This is a genomic window from Streptomyces sp. NPDC048604 (genome assembly GCF_043199435.1).
Taxonomy (GTDB): domain Bacteria; phylum Actinomycetota; class Actinomycetes; order Streptomycetales; family Streptomycetaceae; genus Streptomyces.
Window position 1 is genome coordinate 148,207 of record NZ_JBICVX010000013.1, and the last position, 15,858, is coordinate 164,064.

Annotated in this window: 13 protein-coding genes; 11 read left to right on the forward strand and 2 right to left on the reverse strand. The window is 70.0% G+C overall.

Annotated elements, in window-relative coordinates; translation table 11 throughout:
• Positions 1-72: 72 nt before the first annotated feature.
• Entirely contained in the window at positions 73-1,755 is a 1,683-nt protein-coding gene (locus ACGFMM_RS25985) for an alpha/beta hydrolase (protein ID WP_393648843.1), read from the forward strand.
• Between the two features lie 72 nt (positions 1,756-1,827).
• Complete coding sequence (locus tag ACGFMM_RS25990) at positions 1,828-2,259, forward strand: RidA family protein (RefSeq protein WP_393648844.1); 432 nt, start codon at positions 1,828-1,830, stop codon at positions 2,257-2,259.
• Here ACGFMM_RS25990 and ACGFMM_RS25995 read toward each other — a convergent pair.
• Entirely contained in the window at positions 2,256-2,852 is a 597-nt protein-coding gene (locus ACGFMM_RS25995; protein WP_393648845.1) for a HEAT repeat domain-containing protein, read from the reverse strand. The two genes, ACGFMM_RS25990 and ACGFMM_RS25995, sit on opposite strands and share 4 nt — an antisense overlap.
• A gap of 323 nt (positions 2,853-3,175) precedes the next feature.
• Between ACGFMM_RS25995 and ACGFMM_RS26000 the strand changes: the two genes are divergently transcribed.
• From ACGFMM_RS26000 to pssA, 9 genes are all read left to right on the forward strand, one after another.
• Entirely contained in the window at positions 3,176-4,957 is a 1,782-nt protein-coding gene (locus ACGFMM_RS26000; RefSeq protein ID WP_393648846.1) for a 3-hydroxyacyl-CoA dehydrogenase family protein, read from the forward strand.
• Between the two features lie 91 nt (positions 4,958-5,048).
• Positions 5,049-5,876: a TetR family transcriptional regulator gene (locus tag ACGFMM_RS26005; RefSeq protein ID WP_393648959.1), complete on the forward strand. Its 828-nt coding sequence runs from the start codon at positions 5,049-5,051 to the stop codon at positions 5,874-5,876.
• Positions 5,877-6,281: 405 nt separating this feature from the next.
• Positions 6,282-7,619 (forward strand): crotonyl-CoA carboxylase/reductase, encoded by a 1,338-nt coding sequence (ccrA, locus tag ACGFMM_RS26010; protein ID WP_393648847.1) that lies wholly within the window; start codon positions 6,282-6,284, stop codon positions 7,617-7,619.
• Positions 7,620-7,649: 30 nt separating this feature from the next.
• Entirely contained in the window at positions 7,650-9,695 is a 2,046-nt protein-coding gene (locus ACGFMM_RS26015) for a protein meaA (protein ID WP_393648848.1), read from the forward strand.
• Positions 9,692-10,657: a CoA ester lyase gene (locus tag ACGFMM_RS26020; protein ID WP_189505393.1), complete on the forward strand. Its 966-nt coding sequence runs from the start codon at positions 9,692-9,694 to the stop codon at positions 10,655-10,657. Before ACGFMM_RS26015 ends, ACGFMM_RS26020 begins: the two co-directional genes overlap by 4 nt.
• 5 nt (positions 10,658-10,662) lie before the next feature.
• Positions 10,663-11,175, forward strand: coding sequence for a MaoC family dehydratase (locus tag ACGFMM_RS26025; RefSeq protein WP_318101974.1), 513 nt, complete (start codon positions 10,663-10,665; stop codon positions 11,173-11,175).
• A gap of 2 nt (positions 11,176-11,177) precedes the next feature.
• Positions 11,178-12,383 (forward strand): acyl-CoA dehydrogenase family protein, encoded by a 1,206-nt coding sequence (locus tag ACGFMM_RS26030; RefSeq protein WP_393648849.1) that lies wholly within the window; start codon positions 11,178-11,180, stop codon positions 12,381-12,383.
• Positions 12,384-12,554: 171 nt separating this feature from the next.
• Positions 12,555-13,211, forward strand: coding sequence for a phosphatidylserine decarboxylase (locus ACGFMM_RS26035; RefSeq protein WP_393648850.1), 657 nt, complete (start codon positions 12,555-12,557; stop codon positions 13,209-13,211).
• On the forward strand, positions 13,204-14,076 hold the full coding sequence (gene pssA / locus ACGFMM_RS26040) for a CDP-diacylglycerol--serine O-phosphatidyltransferase (protein WP_393648960.1): 873 nt from the start codon (positions 13,204-13,206) through the stop codon (positions 14,074-14,076). Before ACGFMM_RS26035 ends, pssA begins: the two co-directional genes overlap by 8 nt.
• Before the next feature lie 113 nt (positions 14,077-14,189).
• On the opposite strand, the gene ACGFMM_RS26045 is transcribed toward pssA, so the two are convergent.
• Positions 14,190-15,776 (reverse strand): glycoside hydrolase family 31 protein, encoded by a 1,587-nt coding sequence (locus tag ACGFMM_RS26045; RefSeq protein WP_393648851.1) that lies wholly within the window; start codon positions 15,774-15,776, stop codon positions 14,190-14,192.
• Positions 15,777-15,858: the final 82 nt, after the last annotated feature.

Consider the following 15,858-nt stretch of genomic DNA (forward strand, 5'->3'; position numbering starts at 1 on the left):
CACCCTCCTCTGATTGGGTCAACTCTCGGCGGAAGAGGTCCTTCCGTCCGGCCCCCGGGGCACGGACGCCGTATGAACCCACGCGCAGGAGTGCTGTTCGCCGCGGGGGCGCTGCTGGCCGGGACGGTCACCGCCCTGCCCGCGTCCGCGTCGCCGGCACCACGACCCCCCACGACCCCGGCGGACCGCTCGGCCGGGGCCCCCGAGGCCGGGCCGACGACCCGTCCCGCCGCCCCGCTGATCTGGAAGAGCTGCGGCTCCAAGCGGTACCCCCGCCTGGAGTGCGGCACGCTCAAGGTGCCGCTGGACCACGACGACCCCAAGAGCCGGACGATCTCGCTCGCGCTCTCCCGCGTCCCGCACACCGCAAGGACGTCCCAGGGCCCGCTCCTGGTCAACCCCGGCGGTCCGGGCGGCAGCGGACTGAGCATGGCCGGCTTCGTGGCCGCCTCGCTGCCGCCGAAGCTGGCCGCGCAGTACGACGTGATCGGCTTCGACCCACGCGGCGTCGGCCGCAGCGAGCCCGCCCTGAACTGCCGGCCCGGCCACTTCGAGCCGGTGCGCCACGACTCCGTGCCCCGCGACGCCGCCACCGAGAGCGCCGGCGTGGAACGGGCCCGCGCGTTCGCGGCGGCGTGCGGCGCCAAGTACGGGGACCTGCTGCGGCACATCGACACGGTGAGCGCGGCGCGGGACCTCGACGCGATCCGCCGGGCGCTCGGCGCGGAGCGGGTCAACTACTTCGGCTACTCGTACGGCACGTACCTCGGCGCGGTCTACGCCAAGCTGTACCCGGAGCGGGTGCGCCGGTTCGTGCTCGACTCGATGGTCGACCCCGAGGGCGTCTGGTACCGGGACAACCTGGCGCAGGACTTCGCCTTCGACACCCGGCACAAGGCCTTCATGGCGTGGGTGGCCGAGCACGACACGGCGTACGGGCTCGGCGCCGACCCGGCCGCCGTGGAGGCCGCCTGGTACCGGATGCGCGACGAGCTGCGCACCGCCCCGGCCGGGGACAAGGTCGGCCCCGCCGAGCTGGAGGACACCTATCTGCCGGGCGGCTACTACAACGGGTACTGGCCGCAGCTGGCCGAGGCGTTCGCCGCGTACGTCAAGGAGGAGGACACCGCGCTGCTGATCGCCGCGTACGAGGACCTCGGCGCCTCCGACGCCTCCTCCGACAACGGCTACTCGGTCTACGCCGCCGTGCAGTGCCGCGACGCGGCCTGGCCGCGCGACTGGCGGGTGTGGCGCGCGGACAACTGGGTGGCGCAGCTGAAGGCCCCCTTCTCCACCTGGAACAACGCCTGGTACAACGCGCCCTGCGCGTTCTGGCCGGTGGAGCCGCGCACTCCGGTCGACGTGACCAACGACAAGGTCCCGCCGATGCTGCTGTTCCAGGCGACGGACGACGCGGCCACCCCTTACGAGGGCGGCGTGAGCCTGCACCGCGCGGTGGGCGGCTCCCGGCTGGTCGTCGAGGAGGGCGGCGGGAACCACGCGGTGACGCTGGGCGGGAACGCCTGCCTGGACGCGCACCTGGTGCGCTACCTGGAGTCCGGCACGGTGCCGCGGGCGGCGGCCGGGACGGGCGAGGCCGACGCGGCCTGCGCGGCGGCTCCGGCCCCGAAGCCGGCGGCGAAGAAGACCGCGACGTCCCGTGCGGTCCCGGCTCCGGCCCCGGCCCCGGCGACGGAGACGGAGACGGCGACGGGCGGCGCGGCCCTGCACCGGCTGCTCGGCCACCGAGGCTGACATCGGGGCCGGCGGCGGGCCCGAGCCGGGCCGGCGCCGGCGTTGTCAGCGGCGTCGGCGATCATGGCGGGCATGACCACGCACCTCACCCATGTGCCCGCCCCCGCCGGGGTCGCTCCGAGCCCGCAGTACAGCCATGTCGTGTGGGGCACCGGCCGGTTCCTCGCGATATCCGGCCAGTGCTCCCTCGACGCCTCGGGCGCGGTGGTGGGCGCCGGCGACCCTGCGGCGCAGGCCCGTCAGGTCTTCGCGAACCTGCGACTGTGTCTCGCCGCGGCAGGGGCCGGGTTCGGGGACGTGGTGAAGCTGACGTACTTCGTCACGGACGTGGCGCATCTGCCCGCCGTGCGGGCCGCCCGGGACGAGGCCTTCGGCGCGGCCCCGCTGCCGGCGAGCTCCGCGGTACAGGTGTCGGCGCTGGTCCGGCCGGAACTGCTCATCGAGATCGAGGCCTTCGCGCTGGTGGAGTCCGGGGAGCCCGACGAGGCGGCTCAGACCGCCTAGACCGGCAGTCTGGCGAGTGCCGTCCGTGCCGCCGCGCCGAGCCGGGGGTGCGGGACGGCTGCCTGGAGGACCGGCCGGGCGCGCCGATCGCCCAGCGCGCCCAGGCCCTCGGCGCAGGCGACGCCGACCCGCCAGTGCGGGTCGTCGGCCGTCAGCCGCCGTTCCAGGACGGTGATCAGGGCGGGCACGGACTCGGGCGCGCACAGCGCGGCGAGCAGACGGACAGGCAGCAGCGCGTAGGCGACGCGGAGTTCGTTGGTGGCGAGGGCGGCGGCGGCCCGCGCGGTGCGCGGGTCGCCGAGCCGGGTCAGGGCGTAGGCGGCGGAGACGCAGCGTTCGGGGTCGCGGTGGTTGAGCAGCAGCACCAGGGCCTCGAAGGCGCGGGCGTCGCCGGCGAGTCCGAGCCGGAACGAGGCGAGCTCCCGGGCCCAGAGCGGCTGTCCGGGTGCGGTCAGGACGCGCGCGAACTCCCTTTCGTCCCGGGTCGCGGCGAGTTCCTCGAAATCCGCGCGGACGCCTTCCGGCGCCTCCTGGATCTCCTCCCGCAATCGATCGATCATCGATAGGAATTCCGGATCCCGAGCGATATCCATGGCGTTCAGCCTATCCGCGATCCAGATCACATTTTCCGTACTCCGCAGGGCTGGCGCGCTCGTTACCCGCCGGTTAATCTCAAGTGAGCGGGTCACCCCCCGCACCTCCACAACGGCCTGGTGACGCAGCCGTTGGGATTCGAGTTTGTCGGTTCGGCAGTTTTCGACGTGGCTCCGGGACAGAGTCCGTCGCTCTTTTCACACACGTTCTCCGCGCTTCTCGCGGCTTTCTCGCGACCGCGCCCCCCGTGTGTTCCCGAGCGTTCGTGCGCTCCCGTGTTCGCCGCCCTCAGTCGTCACTCTTCACCTCCTGGAGTCCCCTGATGGACACCCCTCTCTCCACCATCGCCGTCGTCGGCCTCGGCACCATGGGCACCGGCATCGCCGACGTGCTCGCCCGGGCCGGCCGCGAGGTCATCGGCATCGACGTCAGCGAGGCCGCCGCCACCCGCGCCACCGCCGCCCTCGAGGCCTCCACCGCGCGCGCCGTGGAGCGCGAGCGCATCACGGAGGAGGAGCGGCGCACCGTCCTGGCCCGCTTCCGCACCTTCACCGACCTCCAGGCCGCCGCCGAGGCCGACCTCGTCATCGAGGTCGTGCCCGAGTCGTACGAGGCCAAGCAGGAGGTGTTCCGGGCGCTGGACGGCATCGTCCGCCCCGACACGATCATCGCCACCGGCACCAACGCCCTGTCCGTGACCCGGCTCGCCGCCGAGTCGCAGCACCCGGAGCGGGTCCTCGGCCTGCACTTCTTCACCCCGGTCCAGGCGATGAAGCTGGTCGAGGTGGTCTCCTCGGTGCTCACCGCCCCGCAGGCCGTCGACGCCGTCACCTCGCTCGCGCTCGACCTCGGCAAGGAGCCCGTCGCGGTCGGCGACCGCCCCGGCTTCGTCGCCGACGGTCTGCTGTTCGGCTACCTCAACCAGGCCGCCGCGATGTACGAGGCCAAGTACGCCTCCCGCGAGGACATCGACGCCGCGATGAAGCTGGGCTGCGGTCTGCCCATGGGCCCGCTGGAGCTGCTCGACCTGATCGGCATCGACACGGCCCGCACGGTTCTGGAGGCGATGTACGTCTCGTCGAACGACCGGCTGCACGCCCCCGCGCCGATCCTGAAGCAGCTCAGCGAGGCGGGCCTGACGGGCCGCAAGTCCGGCCGCGGCTTCTACACGTACGAGGCCGCCGGCTCCGCCGCCAGGGTCCGCGACGCGCTGACCCCGCCGGAGGCCGCGGCCGGCGGCGGCGGGCGCGAGATCCGCTCCGTCGGCGTCGCCGGCTCGGGCACGATGGCCTCCGGCATCGCCGAGGTCTTCGCCAAGGCCGGGTACGACGTCGTGCTCGCCGCCCGCTCGGACGAGAAGGCCGAGACCGCCAAGGCCCGGATCGCCAAGTCGCTGGCCCGCTCCGTGGACAAGGGCCGGATGACGCCCGAGGCGCGCGACGAGACGCTGGCCCGGATCACGCCGGCCGGCTCCCTGGACGCCTTCGCCGAGGTCGACCTGGCGCTCGAGGCGGTCGCCGAGGACCTGGCCGTCAAGCAGCAGCTGTTCGCCACCCTGGACAAGGTCTGCAAGCCGGGCGCGGTGCTCGCCACCACGACCTCCTCGCTTCCGGTCGTCGCCTGCGCCCGCGCCACCTCGCGCCCGCAGGACGTCATCGGCATGCACTTCTTCAACCCGGCCCCGGCGATGAAGCTGGTGGAGATCGTCCGCACGGTGCTCACCGCCGACGACGTCCACGCCACGGTCCGCGAGGTCACCACGAAGATCCGCAAGCACCCGGTGGACTGCGGCGACCGGGCCGGCTTCATCGTGAACGCGCTGCTCTTCCCGTACCTGAACAACGCGATCAAGATGGTCGAGGAGCACTACGCCACGCTGGACGACATCGACGCCGCGATGAAGCTGGGCGGCGGCTACCCGATGGGCCCGTTCGAACTGCTCGACGTGGTCGGCCTGGACGTCTCGCTGGCGATCGAGCAGGTGCTGCACCGCGAGTTCCGCGACCCGGGCCTGGCGCCGGCCCCGCTCCTGGAGCACCTGGTGGCCGCCGGCTGCCTGGGCCGCAAGACGGGGCGCGGCTTCCGCGAATATGCCCGCCGCTGATCCGTACACGGGGTGGGGCGGGCTGCTGGAGCCCACCGGCGGCCCGCCCCCGCAGGCGCACTCCCCCGCGCCGATGCAGTACGTTCAGGACATGTCCAAGGCCGCCAAGACACCCCGTGCCACCGCTCAGCCCGACGCTCCGGAGAGCGCCGCGGGCAGCCGCGCCGCCGCCCAGCGGCTCAAGATGCGCCGCGAGCTCGCGACCGCGGCCATGGAGCTGTTCGCGACCAAGGGCTACGAGGCGACCACGGTCGACGAGATCGCGGCCGCGGCCGGTGTCGCCCGCCGGACCTTCTTCCGGCACTTCCGCTCCAAGGAAGAGGCGATCTTCCCGGACCACGACGACACCCTGGTGCGGGCGGAGGCGGTGCTGAACGCCGCGCCGCCGCACGAGCACCCGCTGGACACCGTCTGCCGGGGCATCAAGGAAGTCATGAAGATGTACGCGGGGTCCCCGGCGGTCTCCGTGGAGCGCTACCGGCTGACCCGCGAGGTGCCCACCCTGCGCGAGCGGGAGATCGCCTCGGTGGCCCGTTACGAGCGGCTGTTCACCCGGTATCTGCTGGGCCACTTCGACGAGCGCGACCACCACGACGGCAACGACGACCCGCTGCTCGCCGAGGTGGCCGCCTCCGCGGTGGTCACGGCGCACAACCACGTGCTGCGGCGCTGGCTGCGGGCGGGCGGCCAGGGCGACGTGGAGGCCCAGCTGGACCACGCCTTCGCGATCGTGCGGGAGACCTTCGGCACGGGCATAGGGGCGCGGCCCGCGACGGCCGCCCCGACGGCTCCGGCGGAGCCGGAGCAGCCCGCCGCCACCGCCTCCGCGGAGGGCGGGGTGCTCGTCGCCGTGGCGCGGACCGACGCCCCGCTGGACGAGGTCATGCGGACCATCCGGCAGGCGCTGGCGGACGGCTGAGCCACCCCGAAACGATCGATCAAACCGACGGCCGCCCCTCCCTGGGGCGGCCGTTTCCGCTGGTGAGGGGCATTTCTGATCGATCATCGCTCATGCGTGACGGGTGGATTGCATCTGAGTGAAATTGTTGGCACGCAGTGCCTTGCCAGGTGACACGCGGTGCCATACGTTGAGTGTGTCCGGGCGGCCGGCGCGCAGAGATCACCTCGTGCGCCGGCTGTCCCCGCAAGCAACTCGCGCGCCCGGACGCCTGCGTCACAGGCACCCTTTGCGCCCCACACCGGCGCAGCCACCGCACCACCCGCCGAACCGACGGCACACCTCCACAGCAGTACCCCTCATCCTCGCCCCGAGGGGGACCTCCCTCATCGGCCCCCCTCGCACTCGCACCGCCGGAGGCACACCGTGAAGGACATCCTGGACGCGATCCAGTCGCAGGACTCCACGTCCGCGGACTTCGCCAACATCAAGCTGCCCGAGTCCTACCGTGCCGTGACCGTGCACAAGGACGAGCAGGAGATGTTCGCCGGGCTCGCCAGCCGTGACAAGGACCCGCGCAAGTCGCTGCACCTCGACGACGTCCCGCTGCCCGAGCTCGGTCCGGGCGAGGCCCTCGTCGCCGTCATGGCCAGCTCCGTGAACTACAACTCGGTCTGGACCTCGATCTTCGAGCCGGTCTCGACCTTCGGCTTCCTGGAGCGCTACGGCCGGCTCAGCGAGCTCAGCAAGCGCCACGACCTGCCGTACCACGTCATCGGCTCCGACCTCGCGGGCGTCGTGCTGCGCACCGGCCCCGGCGTGAACTCGTGGAAGCCCGGCGACGAGGTCGTCGCGCACTGCCTCTCGGTCGAGCTGGAGTCCTCGGACGGCCACAACGACACGATGCTCGACCCCGAGCAGCGCATCTGGGGCTTCGAGACCAACTTCGGCGGCCTGGCGGAGATCGCGCTCGTCAAGTCCAACCAGCTGATGCCGAAGCCCGACCACCTGAGCTGGGAGGAGGCGGCGTCCCCGGGCCTCGTCAACTCCACCGCGTACCGCCAGCTGGTCTCCCGCAACGGTGCCGGCATGAAGCAGGGCGACAACGTCCTGATCTGGGGCGCCTCCGGCGGCCTCGGCTCGTACGCCACCCAGTTCGCGCTGGCCGGCGGCGCCAACCCGATCTGTGTCGTCTCCTCCCCGGAGAAGGCCGACATCTGCCGCGCCATGGGCGCCGAGGCGGTCATCGACCGCAACGCCGAGGGCTACAAGTTCTGGAAGGACGAGCACACCCAGGACCCGAAGGAGTGGAAGCGCTTCGGCAAGCGCATCCGCGAGCTCACCGGCGGCGAGGACATCGACATCGTCTTCGAGCACCCGGGCCGCGAGACCTTCGGCGCCTCGGTCTACGTCACCCGCAAGGGCGGCACCATCACCACCTGCGCCTCCACCTCGGGCTACATGCACGAGTACGACAACCGCTACCTGTGGATGTCGCTCAAGCGCATCATCGGCTCGCACTTCGCCAACTACCGCGAGGCGTGGGAGGCCAACCGCCTGATCGCCAAGGGCAAGATCCACCCGACGCTGTCGAAGGTCTACTCCCTGGAGGACACCGGCCAGGCCGCGTACGACGTGCACCGCAACCTCCACCAGGGCAAGGTCGGCGTGCTCGCGCTCGCCCCCGAGGAGGGCCTGGGCGTGCGCAACGAGGAGCTGCGCGCCAAGCACATCGACGCGATCAACCGCTTCCGGAACATCTGACGGACCCGTCCGAAAGGCGACAGCACTGCCATGACAGAGCGTCAGAAGGACCGGCCGTGGCTCATGCGGACGTACGCCGGCCACTCCACGGCCGAGGCGTCCAACGAGCTGTACCGGCGCAACCTGGCGAAGGGCCAGACCGGTCTCTCGGTCGCCTTCGACCTGCCGACGCAGACCGGCTACGACCCCGACCACATCCTCGCCCGCGGCGAGGTCGGCCGGGTCGGGGTTCCGGTCTCGCACCTCGGTGACATGCGCCGTCTGTTCCAGGACATCCCCCTGGAACAGATGAACACCTCGATGACCATCAACGCCACCGCCATGTGGCTGCTGGCGCTCTACCAGGTCGTCGCCGAGGAGCAGGGTGCGGACATCACCAAGCTCCAGGGCACCACGCAGAACGACATCGTGAAGGAGTACCTGTCGCGCGGGACGCACGTCTTCCCGCCCGGCCCGTCGCTCCGCCTCACGACGGACATGATCGCGTACACGGTCAACAACATCCCGAAGTGGAACCCGATCAACATCTGCAGCTACCACCTGCAGGAGGCGGGGGCCACTCCGGTCCAGGAGATCTCGTACGCGATGTCCACCGCGATCGCGGTGCTGGACGCCGTGCGCGACTCGGGCCAGGTGCCCGAGGAGCGCTTCGGCGAAGTGGTCGCCCGTATCTCGTTCTTCGTGAACGCGGGCGTCCGCTTCATCGAGGAGATGTGCAAGATGCGCGCCTTCGGCCGCATCTGGGACAAGGTCACCCGCGAGCGCTACGGCATCGAGAACGACAAGCAGCGCCGGTTCCGCTACGGCGTCCAGGTCAACTCGCTCGGCCTGACCGAGGCGCAGCCGGAGAACAACGTCCAGCGCATCGTCCTGGAGATGCTGGCCGTCACCCTCTCCAAGGACGCCCGCGCCCGCGCCGTGCAGCTCCCGGCCTGGAACGAGGCCCTCGGCCTGCCCCGGCCCTGGGACCAGCAGTGGTCGCTGCGCATCCAGCAGGTGCTCGCCCACGAGTCCGACCTGCTGGAGTACGAGGACATCTTCGCCGGCTCGCACGTCATCGAGGCCAAGGTGGACGCCCTGGTCGAGGAGTGCCTGGCCGAGATCGACCGGATCCAGGAGATGGGCGGCGCGATGGCCGCCGTCGAGTCCGGCTACCTGAAGTCCCAGCTGGTCTCCTCGCACGCCGAGCGGCGGGCCCGGATCGAGGCCGGCGACGACAAGATCGTCGGCGTCAACATCTTCCAGACCACCGAGGAGAACCCGCTCACCGCGGACCTCGACACCGCGATCATGACGGTCGACCCGGCCGTCGAGGCCCGGGTCGTCGGCTCGATGAAGGACTGGCGCGACAGCCGCTACCAGCCGCCGTTCAACCACCCGCGCCCGTGCAAGGCGCTGGAGAAGCTGAAGGAGGCGGCGCAGGGCACCGGGAACCTCATGGAGGCCACCCTGGAGTGCGCCCGCGCCGGTGTCACCACCGGCGAGTGGGCCGGGGCGCTGCGCGAGGTCTTCGGCGAGTTCCGGGCCCCCACCGGCGTCTCCTCCGCCCCGGTCGCCGTCACGGCCGAGGAGGGCACCCCGATGGCCCTCGTCCGCGAGAAGGTCGCCCGCACCGCCGACGAGCTGGGCGCCGGACGCCTGCGGCTCCTGGTCGGCAAGCCGGGCCTGGACGGCCACTCCAACGGCGCCGAGCAGATCGCGGTGCGCGCCCGTGACGCCGGCTTCGAGGTGGTCTACCAGGGCATCCGGCTCACCCCGGAGCAGATCGTCAACGCCGCGCTCGCGGAGGACGTGCACTGCGTGGGCCTGTCGATCCTCTCCGGCTCGCACGCCGCGCTGGTGCCGGACGTCCTCGACCGCCTCCGGGAGGCCGGCGCGCCCGACATCCCGGTCATCGTCGGCGGGATCATCCCGAACGCCGACGCCGCAGAACTGAAGCGTGCGGGTGTCGCCGCCGTCTTCACACCGAAGGACTTCGGTATCACCGAGATCATCGGCCGTATCGTCGACGAGATCCGGAGAGCGAACAAGCTCCGCCCCCTAGAAGTGACTGCAAGCTCGGAGGTCCCCGCATGACCAGCCCCGTGAACCGGCTCCGCCCCCGCCGCTCGTGCCTTGCGGTGCCCGGCTCCAACCCGCGCTTCCTGGAGAAGGCCCAGGGTCTCGCCGCCGACCAGGTCTTCCTCGACCTGGAGGACGCCTGCGCGCCGCTGGCCAAGCCGGAGGCCCGGCACACCATCGTCAAGTTCCTCAACGAGGGCGACTGGACCGGCAAGACCCGCGTGGTCCGCGTCAACGACTGGACGACCCACTGGACGTACCGCGACGTCGTCACCGTCGTCGAGGGCGCCGGCCAGAACCTCGACTGCATCATGCTGCCGAAGGTCCAGGACGCCCAGCAGATCGTCGCCCTCGACCTGCTGCTGACGCAGATCGAGAAGACCATGGGCTTCGAGGTCGGCAAGATCGGCATCGAGGCGCAGATCGAGAACGCCCAGGGTCTGGTCAACGTCAACGCGATCGCCCAGGCCTCGCAGCGCGTCGAGACGATCATCTTCGGCCCGGCCGACTTCATGGCCTCCATCAACATGAAGTCGCTGGTCGTCGGCGAGCAGCCGCCCGGCTACCCGGCGGACGCGTACCACCACATCCTGATGAGCATCCTGATGGCCGCCCGCGCCAACAACCTGCAGGCCATCGACGGCCCGTACCTGCAGATCCGCAACCCCGAGGGCTACAAGGCCGTCGCCCAGCGCGCCGCCGCCCTCGGCTTCGACGGCAAGTGGGTGCTGCACCCGGACCAGGTCGCCGCCGCGAACGAGATCTTCTCGCCCTCGCAGGAGGACTTCGACCACGCCGAGCTGATCCTGGACGCGTACGACTACTACACGTCCGAGGCCGGCGGCAAGAAGGGCTCCGCGATGCTCGGCGACGAGATGATCGACGAGGCCTCCCGCAAGATGGCCCTGGTCATCTCCGGCAAGGGCCGCGCCGCCGGCATGCAGCGCACCAGCAAGTTCGAGATCCCGGAGGCCTGAGAACCATGCAGTTCGGCCGCACCTACGAAGAGTTCGAAGTCGGCGCCGTCTACAAGCACTGGCCCGGGAAGACGGTCACCGAGTACGACGACCACCTCTTCTGTCTGCTGACGATGAACCACCATCCGCTGCACATGGATGTGAACTACGCCGAGAACACGACGGACTTCAAGAAGAACGTCGTCGTCGGCAACTACATCTACTCGCTGCTGCTGGGCATGTCCGTGCCGGACGTCTCCGGCAAGGCGATCGCCAACCTGGAGATCGAGTCGCTGCGCCACGTCGCGCCGACCTTCCACGGCGACACGATCTACGGCGAGACGACCGTCCTCGACAAGACGCCTTCGAAGTCCAAGAGCGACCGCGGCATCGTCTACGTCGAGACCAAGGGCTACAAGCAGGACGGCACGCTCGTCTGCGTGTTCCGCCGCAAGGTCATGGTCCCGACGGCCGAGTACATCGAGGCGCGCGGCGGCGAGCAGGCCGGCCGCCCCGAGCTGAAGGAACAGGGGAAGTAGTCATGGCGCGACTCGCCCAGACCCACGGTCTGACCGACGTCCAGCAGGAGATCCTCGCCACGGTCCGGGACTTCGTCGACAAGGAGATCATCCCGGTCGCGACGGAGCTGGAGCACCGCGACGAGTACCCGCAGCAGATCGTCGACGGGCTCAAGGAGCTCGGCGTCTTCGGTCTGATGATCCCCGAGGAGTACGGGGGTCTGGGTGAGTCGCTGCTCACCTACGCGCTGTGCGTGGAGGAGATCGCGCGCGGCTGGATGTCGGTCTCCGGCATCATCAACACGCACTTCATCGTGGCGTACATGCTGAAGCAGCACGGCACCCAGGAGCAGAAGGAGTACTTCCTTCCGCGGATGGCGGCCGGCGAGACGCGTGGCGCGTTCTCGATGTCGGAGCCGGCTCTCGGCTCCGATGTGTCGGCCATCACGTCCAAGGCGGTCAAGGACGGCGACGAGTACGTCCTGAACGGCCAGAAAATGTGGCTGACCAACGGCGGCACGTCCAACCTGGTCGCCGTTCTCGTCCGGAGTGACGAAGGACACCCGGAGGGCACCGCGCCCCACAAGTCGATGACGACCTTCCTCGTCGAGAAGGAGCCGGGCTTCGGAGAGGTCCGCCCGGGCCTCACCATCCCCGGCAAGATCGACAAGATGGGTTACAAGGGCGTCGACACCACCGAACTCATCATGGACGGACTGCGCATTCCGGCCAATCGGGTCCTCGGCGGGACCACCGGCCGAGGGTTTTACCAAATGATGGACGGTGTCGAGGTCGGCCGCGTGAACGTCGCGGCCCGTGGTTGCGGCGTCGCGCAGCGTGCCTTCGAACTGGGCGTCCAGTATGCCCAGCAGCGTCACACTTTCGGCAAGCCGATCGCCCAGCACCAGGCGATCCAGTTCAAGCTGGCCGAAATGGCTACCAAGGTCGAGGCTGCTCATGCCATGATGGTGAACGCAGCACGCAAAAAGGACTCCGGGGAACGAAACGACCTCGAGGCAGGGATGGCGAAGTACCTCGCCTCCGAATACTGCAAGGAAGTCGTGGAGGACGCGTTCCGCATCCATGGCGGATACGGGTTCTCGAAGGAGTACGAGATCGAGCGTCTCTACCGTGAGGCGCCGATGCTGCTGATCGGCGAAGGTACCGCCGAGATCCAGAAAATGATCATTGGACGTCGACTCCTCGAGGAGTACCGGTTCCAGGGTTGATTGTCGGGTTTGAGTCGATTCGGCCGCGAAGAAGATCACACCCTGTCATCCTCTTCCGGCCGTCGACTCGGTTTCTGGCTTTCCCAGTTGCGCCCCGCAACCGATAACATCGACGGAAAGCCGCCGTCCCCCGAAATGCCCGCGCGGCACCATCCGCTACGAAGGTCATCCATGCCCCACAGCCAAACCTCTGCACCTCGCGACAGCCACCTCGGCGTACGCATCGCACGCGGAGCATCGCCGTGGCTTCTGCCGACCGTCGCCACCGCGGCGCTCAGCCTCGCGCGTTCGCGCAGGTCCAAGCGTGCCGCGGCCCTGGCCGTGCCCACCACCGCGCTGGCGGCGGGCATGCTGTGGTTCTTCCGGGACCCCGAGCGCGAGATCGCTCAGGGCCGGGTCATCTCCCCCGCCGACGGCGTGGTGCAGAGCATCATGCCGTGGAAGGACGGCCGGACCCGGGTCGCCATCTTCATGAGCCCTCTGAACGTCCACGTCAACCGCGCGCCGCTGGCCGGCACGGTGACGTCCGTGGAGCACATCCCCGGCGGGTTCGTCCCGGCGTTCAACAAGGAGAGCGAGAACAACGAGCGCGTCGTCTGGCACTTCGACACCGAGCTCGGCGACATCGAGATGGTGCAGATCGCCGGCGCCGTCGCCCGGCGCATCGTGCCCTACATCCCGCAGGGCACCAAGGTCGAGCAGGGCGAGCGCATCGGTCTGATCCGCTTCGGTTCGCGCGTGGACATCTACCTTCCGGAGGGTGTCGATGTCGCCGTCGAGGTCGGTCAGAAGACGACCGCGGGGGTGACTCGCATTGACCGTGATTGATCCCGAGACCCAGGCGACCTGGGTCAAGGAAGCCGAGGCGGAGGCCGAGGAAGAGGAGATGCCGCTGTCGCTGAGGCTGTCCATAGCGGACGCCCTCACGCTCGGCAACGCCACCTGCGGTTTCATGGCGGTGTACTTCACCACCACCGGCATCCTCATCCCGCACCTCACGGGCAGCAACGAGACCGGCATGGCGCGCAACAGCGCCGCCACCGCGGTGATCCTCATGCTGTGCGCGGCGATCTTCGACCTGTTCGACGGCATCGTGGCGCGCAAGCTGCGCTCGTCCCCGATGGGCGCCGAGCTCGACAACCTGTCGGACCTGATCAGCTTCGGTCTGGCCCCGGCCTACTTCGTGCTCGTGTACGGGATGGTCGCGGTCTCGGACCCCGCTCAGCAGAAGGTCTCGGCGGTGGCCGCGGTCGTGGTGCTCCTCGCCGTGGTGCTGAGACTGGCGCGGTTCTCCTGCGTGACGATGAAGGACGGCATGTTCCAGGGCATGCCGAGCCCCTTCGGCGCGCTGACCGTCGTCTCGATCGTGCTCCTCGAGCTGCCCTTCATCCCGACGCTGCTCGCGATCATCGGCGTGGCGTGGCTGATGGTGAGCCGGGTCGAGTACCCGAAGCCGCGGGGCATCCTCGCGGTGGCGATGCTCAGCTGGATCGTCGGTGCGATGGGCCTCCTCGCGGCCTGGGCGTTCGACGCCCCCGGCGGGGCGCTGCTGCTCCAGACCGGCTGTGCGCTGCAGGTGGTCCTCGGCGCGGTGATCCCGCTCTTCGCCACGGCCCGGCGGGTGAACACCATCCGGGACAACCGCCGCGAGAACCGGGAGGCCCGCGAGGCCGCCCAGGCCCAGGCGCAGTAGGCACCACAGAACGGCAAGCGGAAGGGCCCGGAGGCGATCGCCTCCGGGCCCTTCCCGTATGTCCGGGCACAGACTCCCGCCGGGCGGACGTGCGCCCCGGACGTCAGCCGGACTCAGACACCGCGGAGACGCTCGAACCGTGGGATGCGGGTAAGGTCGCAGGCCACCTCGACGGTCGTCGGCCCCTCGACCTCGGTACCGTCGTCGGCTCGCCACCGTCCCGCCGGCAGTACGACGCTCCGTACGGTGACACCACGCTGCACCACGGGCGCGACGATGAGGTCGGGGCCGAGGAAGAACTGGTCGGTGACGTCGTCCGCGCCCTCGGCTTGGTAGGCCATGGGCCGCACGACTGGTTCTCCGGTGCCGGCCGCCTCGTCCACCAGATCCAGCAGCCGGGGCATGAGGGACTGGCGCACGGCGACGGCCTCCCGGACCGCGGCCAGGTGTTCGTCGTCCAGGACGCGACCCGGCGAGAGGGAGAACTGCATCATGGGGCTGAGGGCGGCCACCTGCGCGTAGCGGACGAAGAACTCCTGATCGGCGGAGGCACCCTCGACGCTCATGGCCTTGATCTCGCCGCCGCCGATCATGTCCGGGCAGGTGAACGAGTAGCCGAGCATGCTCTGGGCGAGCATCTCGGGAACCAAGGACTCGATACCGGCCGTTCCCCATAGCGGCGCCTTGTCCTGAAGTCGCTGTGCGAGCGGCCGGCCGCCCATGCGCCAGCTGGCGCGGTACTCGTTGAACGGGTAGCGAAGACCCACCCGGGACCAGGCCTCGCAGTGGTCGACCGGCTCGGCGGGCCGGAACGTCATGTCGTCCGCGCGGTAGTCGCCCGCGTCGCCGCCGTCGAACTTGAAGCCGTCCACTCCCGTTGCGGCCCTCAGGGCGTCCAGGCGCCCCGTCATCCAGTCGACCGCCGCCGGATTGGTCAGATCCAGCAACGCGCTCAGCCCGTTCCACCAGCGCCGGACTGCCGTCTCGCCGTCGCGGTCACGGAGGAGCAGACCTCGTCCTTCCAGCTCACGGAAGGCCGCGGAGTCGGGACTGACGAAGGGGATGACCCAAAGCATCACCGAGAAGCCCCAGGAGTGGAGCCGCCGGACCATCTCTGCCGGGTCGGGGAAGCGCCCGCGATCGAAGTGCCAGGTGCCGTAGTCGGGCGACCACGAATCATCGATCATCAGGACACCGGGCGGCATGCCTTGCTCCAGGAGACCGGCGGCGAACCCGAGCACCGACTCCTGCGTGGGCGTGTACGGGCACTCGATCCAAGTGTTGTACTGCGGGGCCGTGAAGAGCTCCCGCGCCGGGGCCCGGCCTGACGGCGGGAAGAATTCCCGTGACGCCGCCAGATACGCCTCGCGCAGGGTCCTGCCGCAGCGGCCGGCCCTCACCTCGCGGCCCGACACCCGCAGCAGGCCGCTCTCGAAGGTGAACGCGAACGGCCTGTGCGACCCCACTACTCGGCCCCTGGTCGACAGCAGCAGGGGACTGCCCTGGTTGGTCGGACTGCCGAGGTCACGGGCGAACGCCGCGTCCCCGAACGGCATCAGCAGGCCGTCGGAAGCGGTACCGCCCCACCATCTCTCGCCCTCTTCGAGGGTCAGTTCCACCTGATCGGCCGGCTGTTCCCAGAGGGAGTCCGCCGGCGCGGAGGACTCGGGGCGGAAGACCATCTTCATCACTTCCTTCACAGAAAGAGGGCATGGCGAAGTAGCGCTGGACAGGGTCGCGCGATACGTATCGACAGTACTCGCGAAGACCTTGGCGCACCAG

Bases quoted from the DNA above. Each gene is read 5' to 3' on its own strand.
- ACGFMM_RS26015 (WP_393648848.1), top strand. From the start codon at position 7,650: ATGACAGAGCGTCAGAAGGACCGGCCGTGGCTCATGCGGACGTACGCC.
- ACGFMM_RS26035 (WP_393648850.1), top strand. From the start codon at position 12,555: ATGCCCCACAGCCAAACCTCTGCACCTCGCGACAGCCACCTCGGCGTA.
- ACGFMM_RS26025 (WP_318101974.1), top strand. From the start codon at position 10,663: ATGCAGTTCGGCCGCACCTACGAAGAGTTCGAAGTCGGCGCCGTCTAC.
- ACGFMM_RS26020 (WP_189505393.1), top strand. From the start codon at position 9,692: ATGACCAGCCCCGTGAACCGGCTCCGCCCCCGCCGCTCGTGCCTTGCG.
- ACGFMM_RS25995 (WP_393648845.1), bottom strand. From the start codon at position 2,852: ATGGATATCGCTCGGGATCCGGAATTCCTATCGATGATCGATCGATTG.
- ACGFMM_RS25990 (WP_393648844.1), top strand. From the start codon at position 1,828: ATGACCACGCACCTCACCCATGTGCCCGCCCCCGCCGGGGTCGCTCCG.
- ACGFMM_RS25985 (WP_393648843.1), top strand. From the start codon at position 73: ATGAACCCACGCGCAGGAGTGCTGTTCGCCGCGGGGGCGCTGCTGGCC.
- ACGFMM_RS26005 (WP_393648959.1), top strand. From the start codon at position 5,049: ATGTCCAAGGCCGCCAAGACACCCCGTGCCACCGCTCAGCCCGACGCT.
- ACGFMM_RS26000 (WP_393648846.1), top strand. From the start codon at position 3,176: ATGGACACCCCTCTCTCCACCATCGCCGTCGTCGGCCTCGGCACCATG.
- ACGFMM_RS26030 (WP_393648849.1), top strand. From the start codon at position 11,178: ATGGCGCGACTCGCCCAGACCCACGGTCTGACCGACGTCCAGCAGGAG.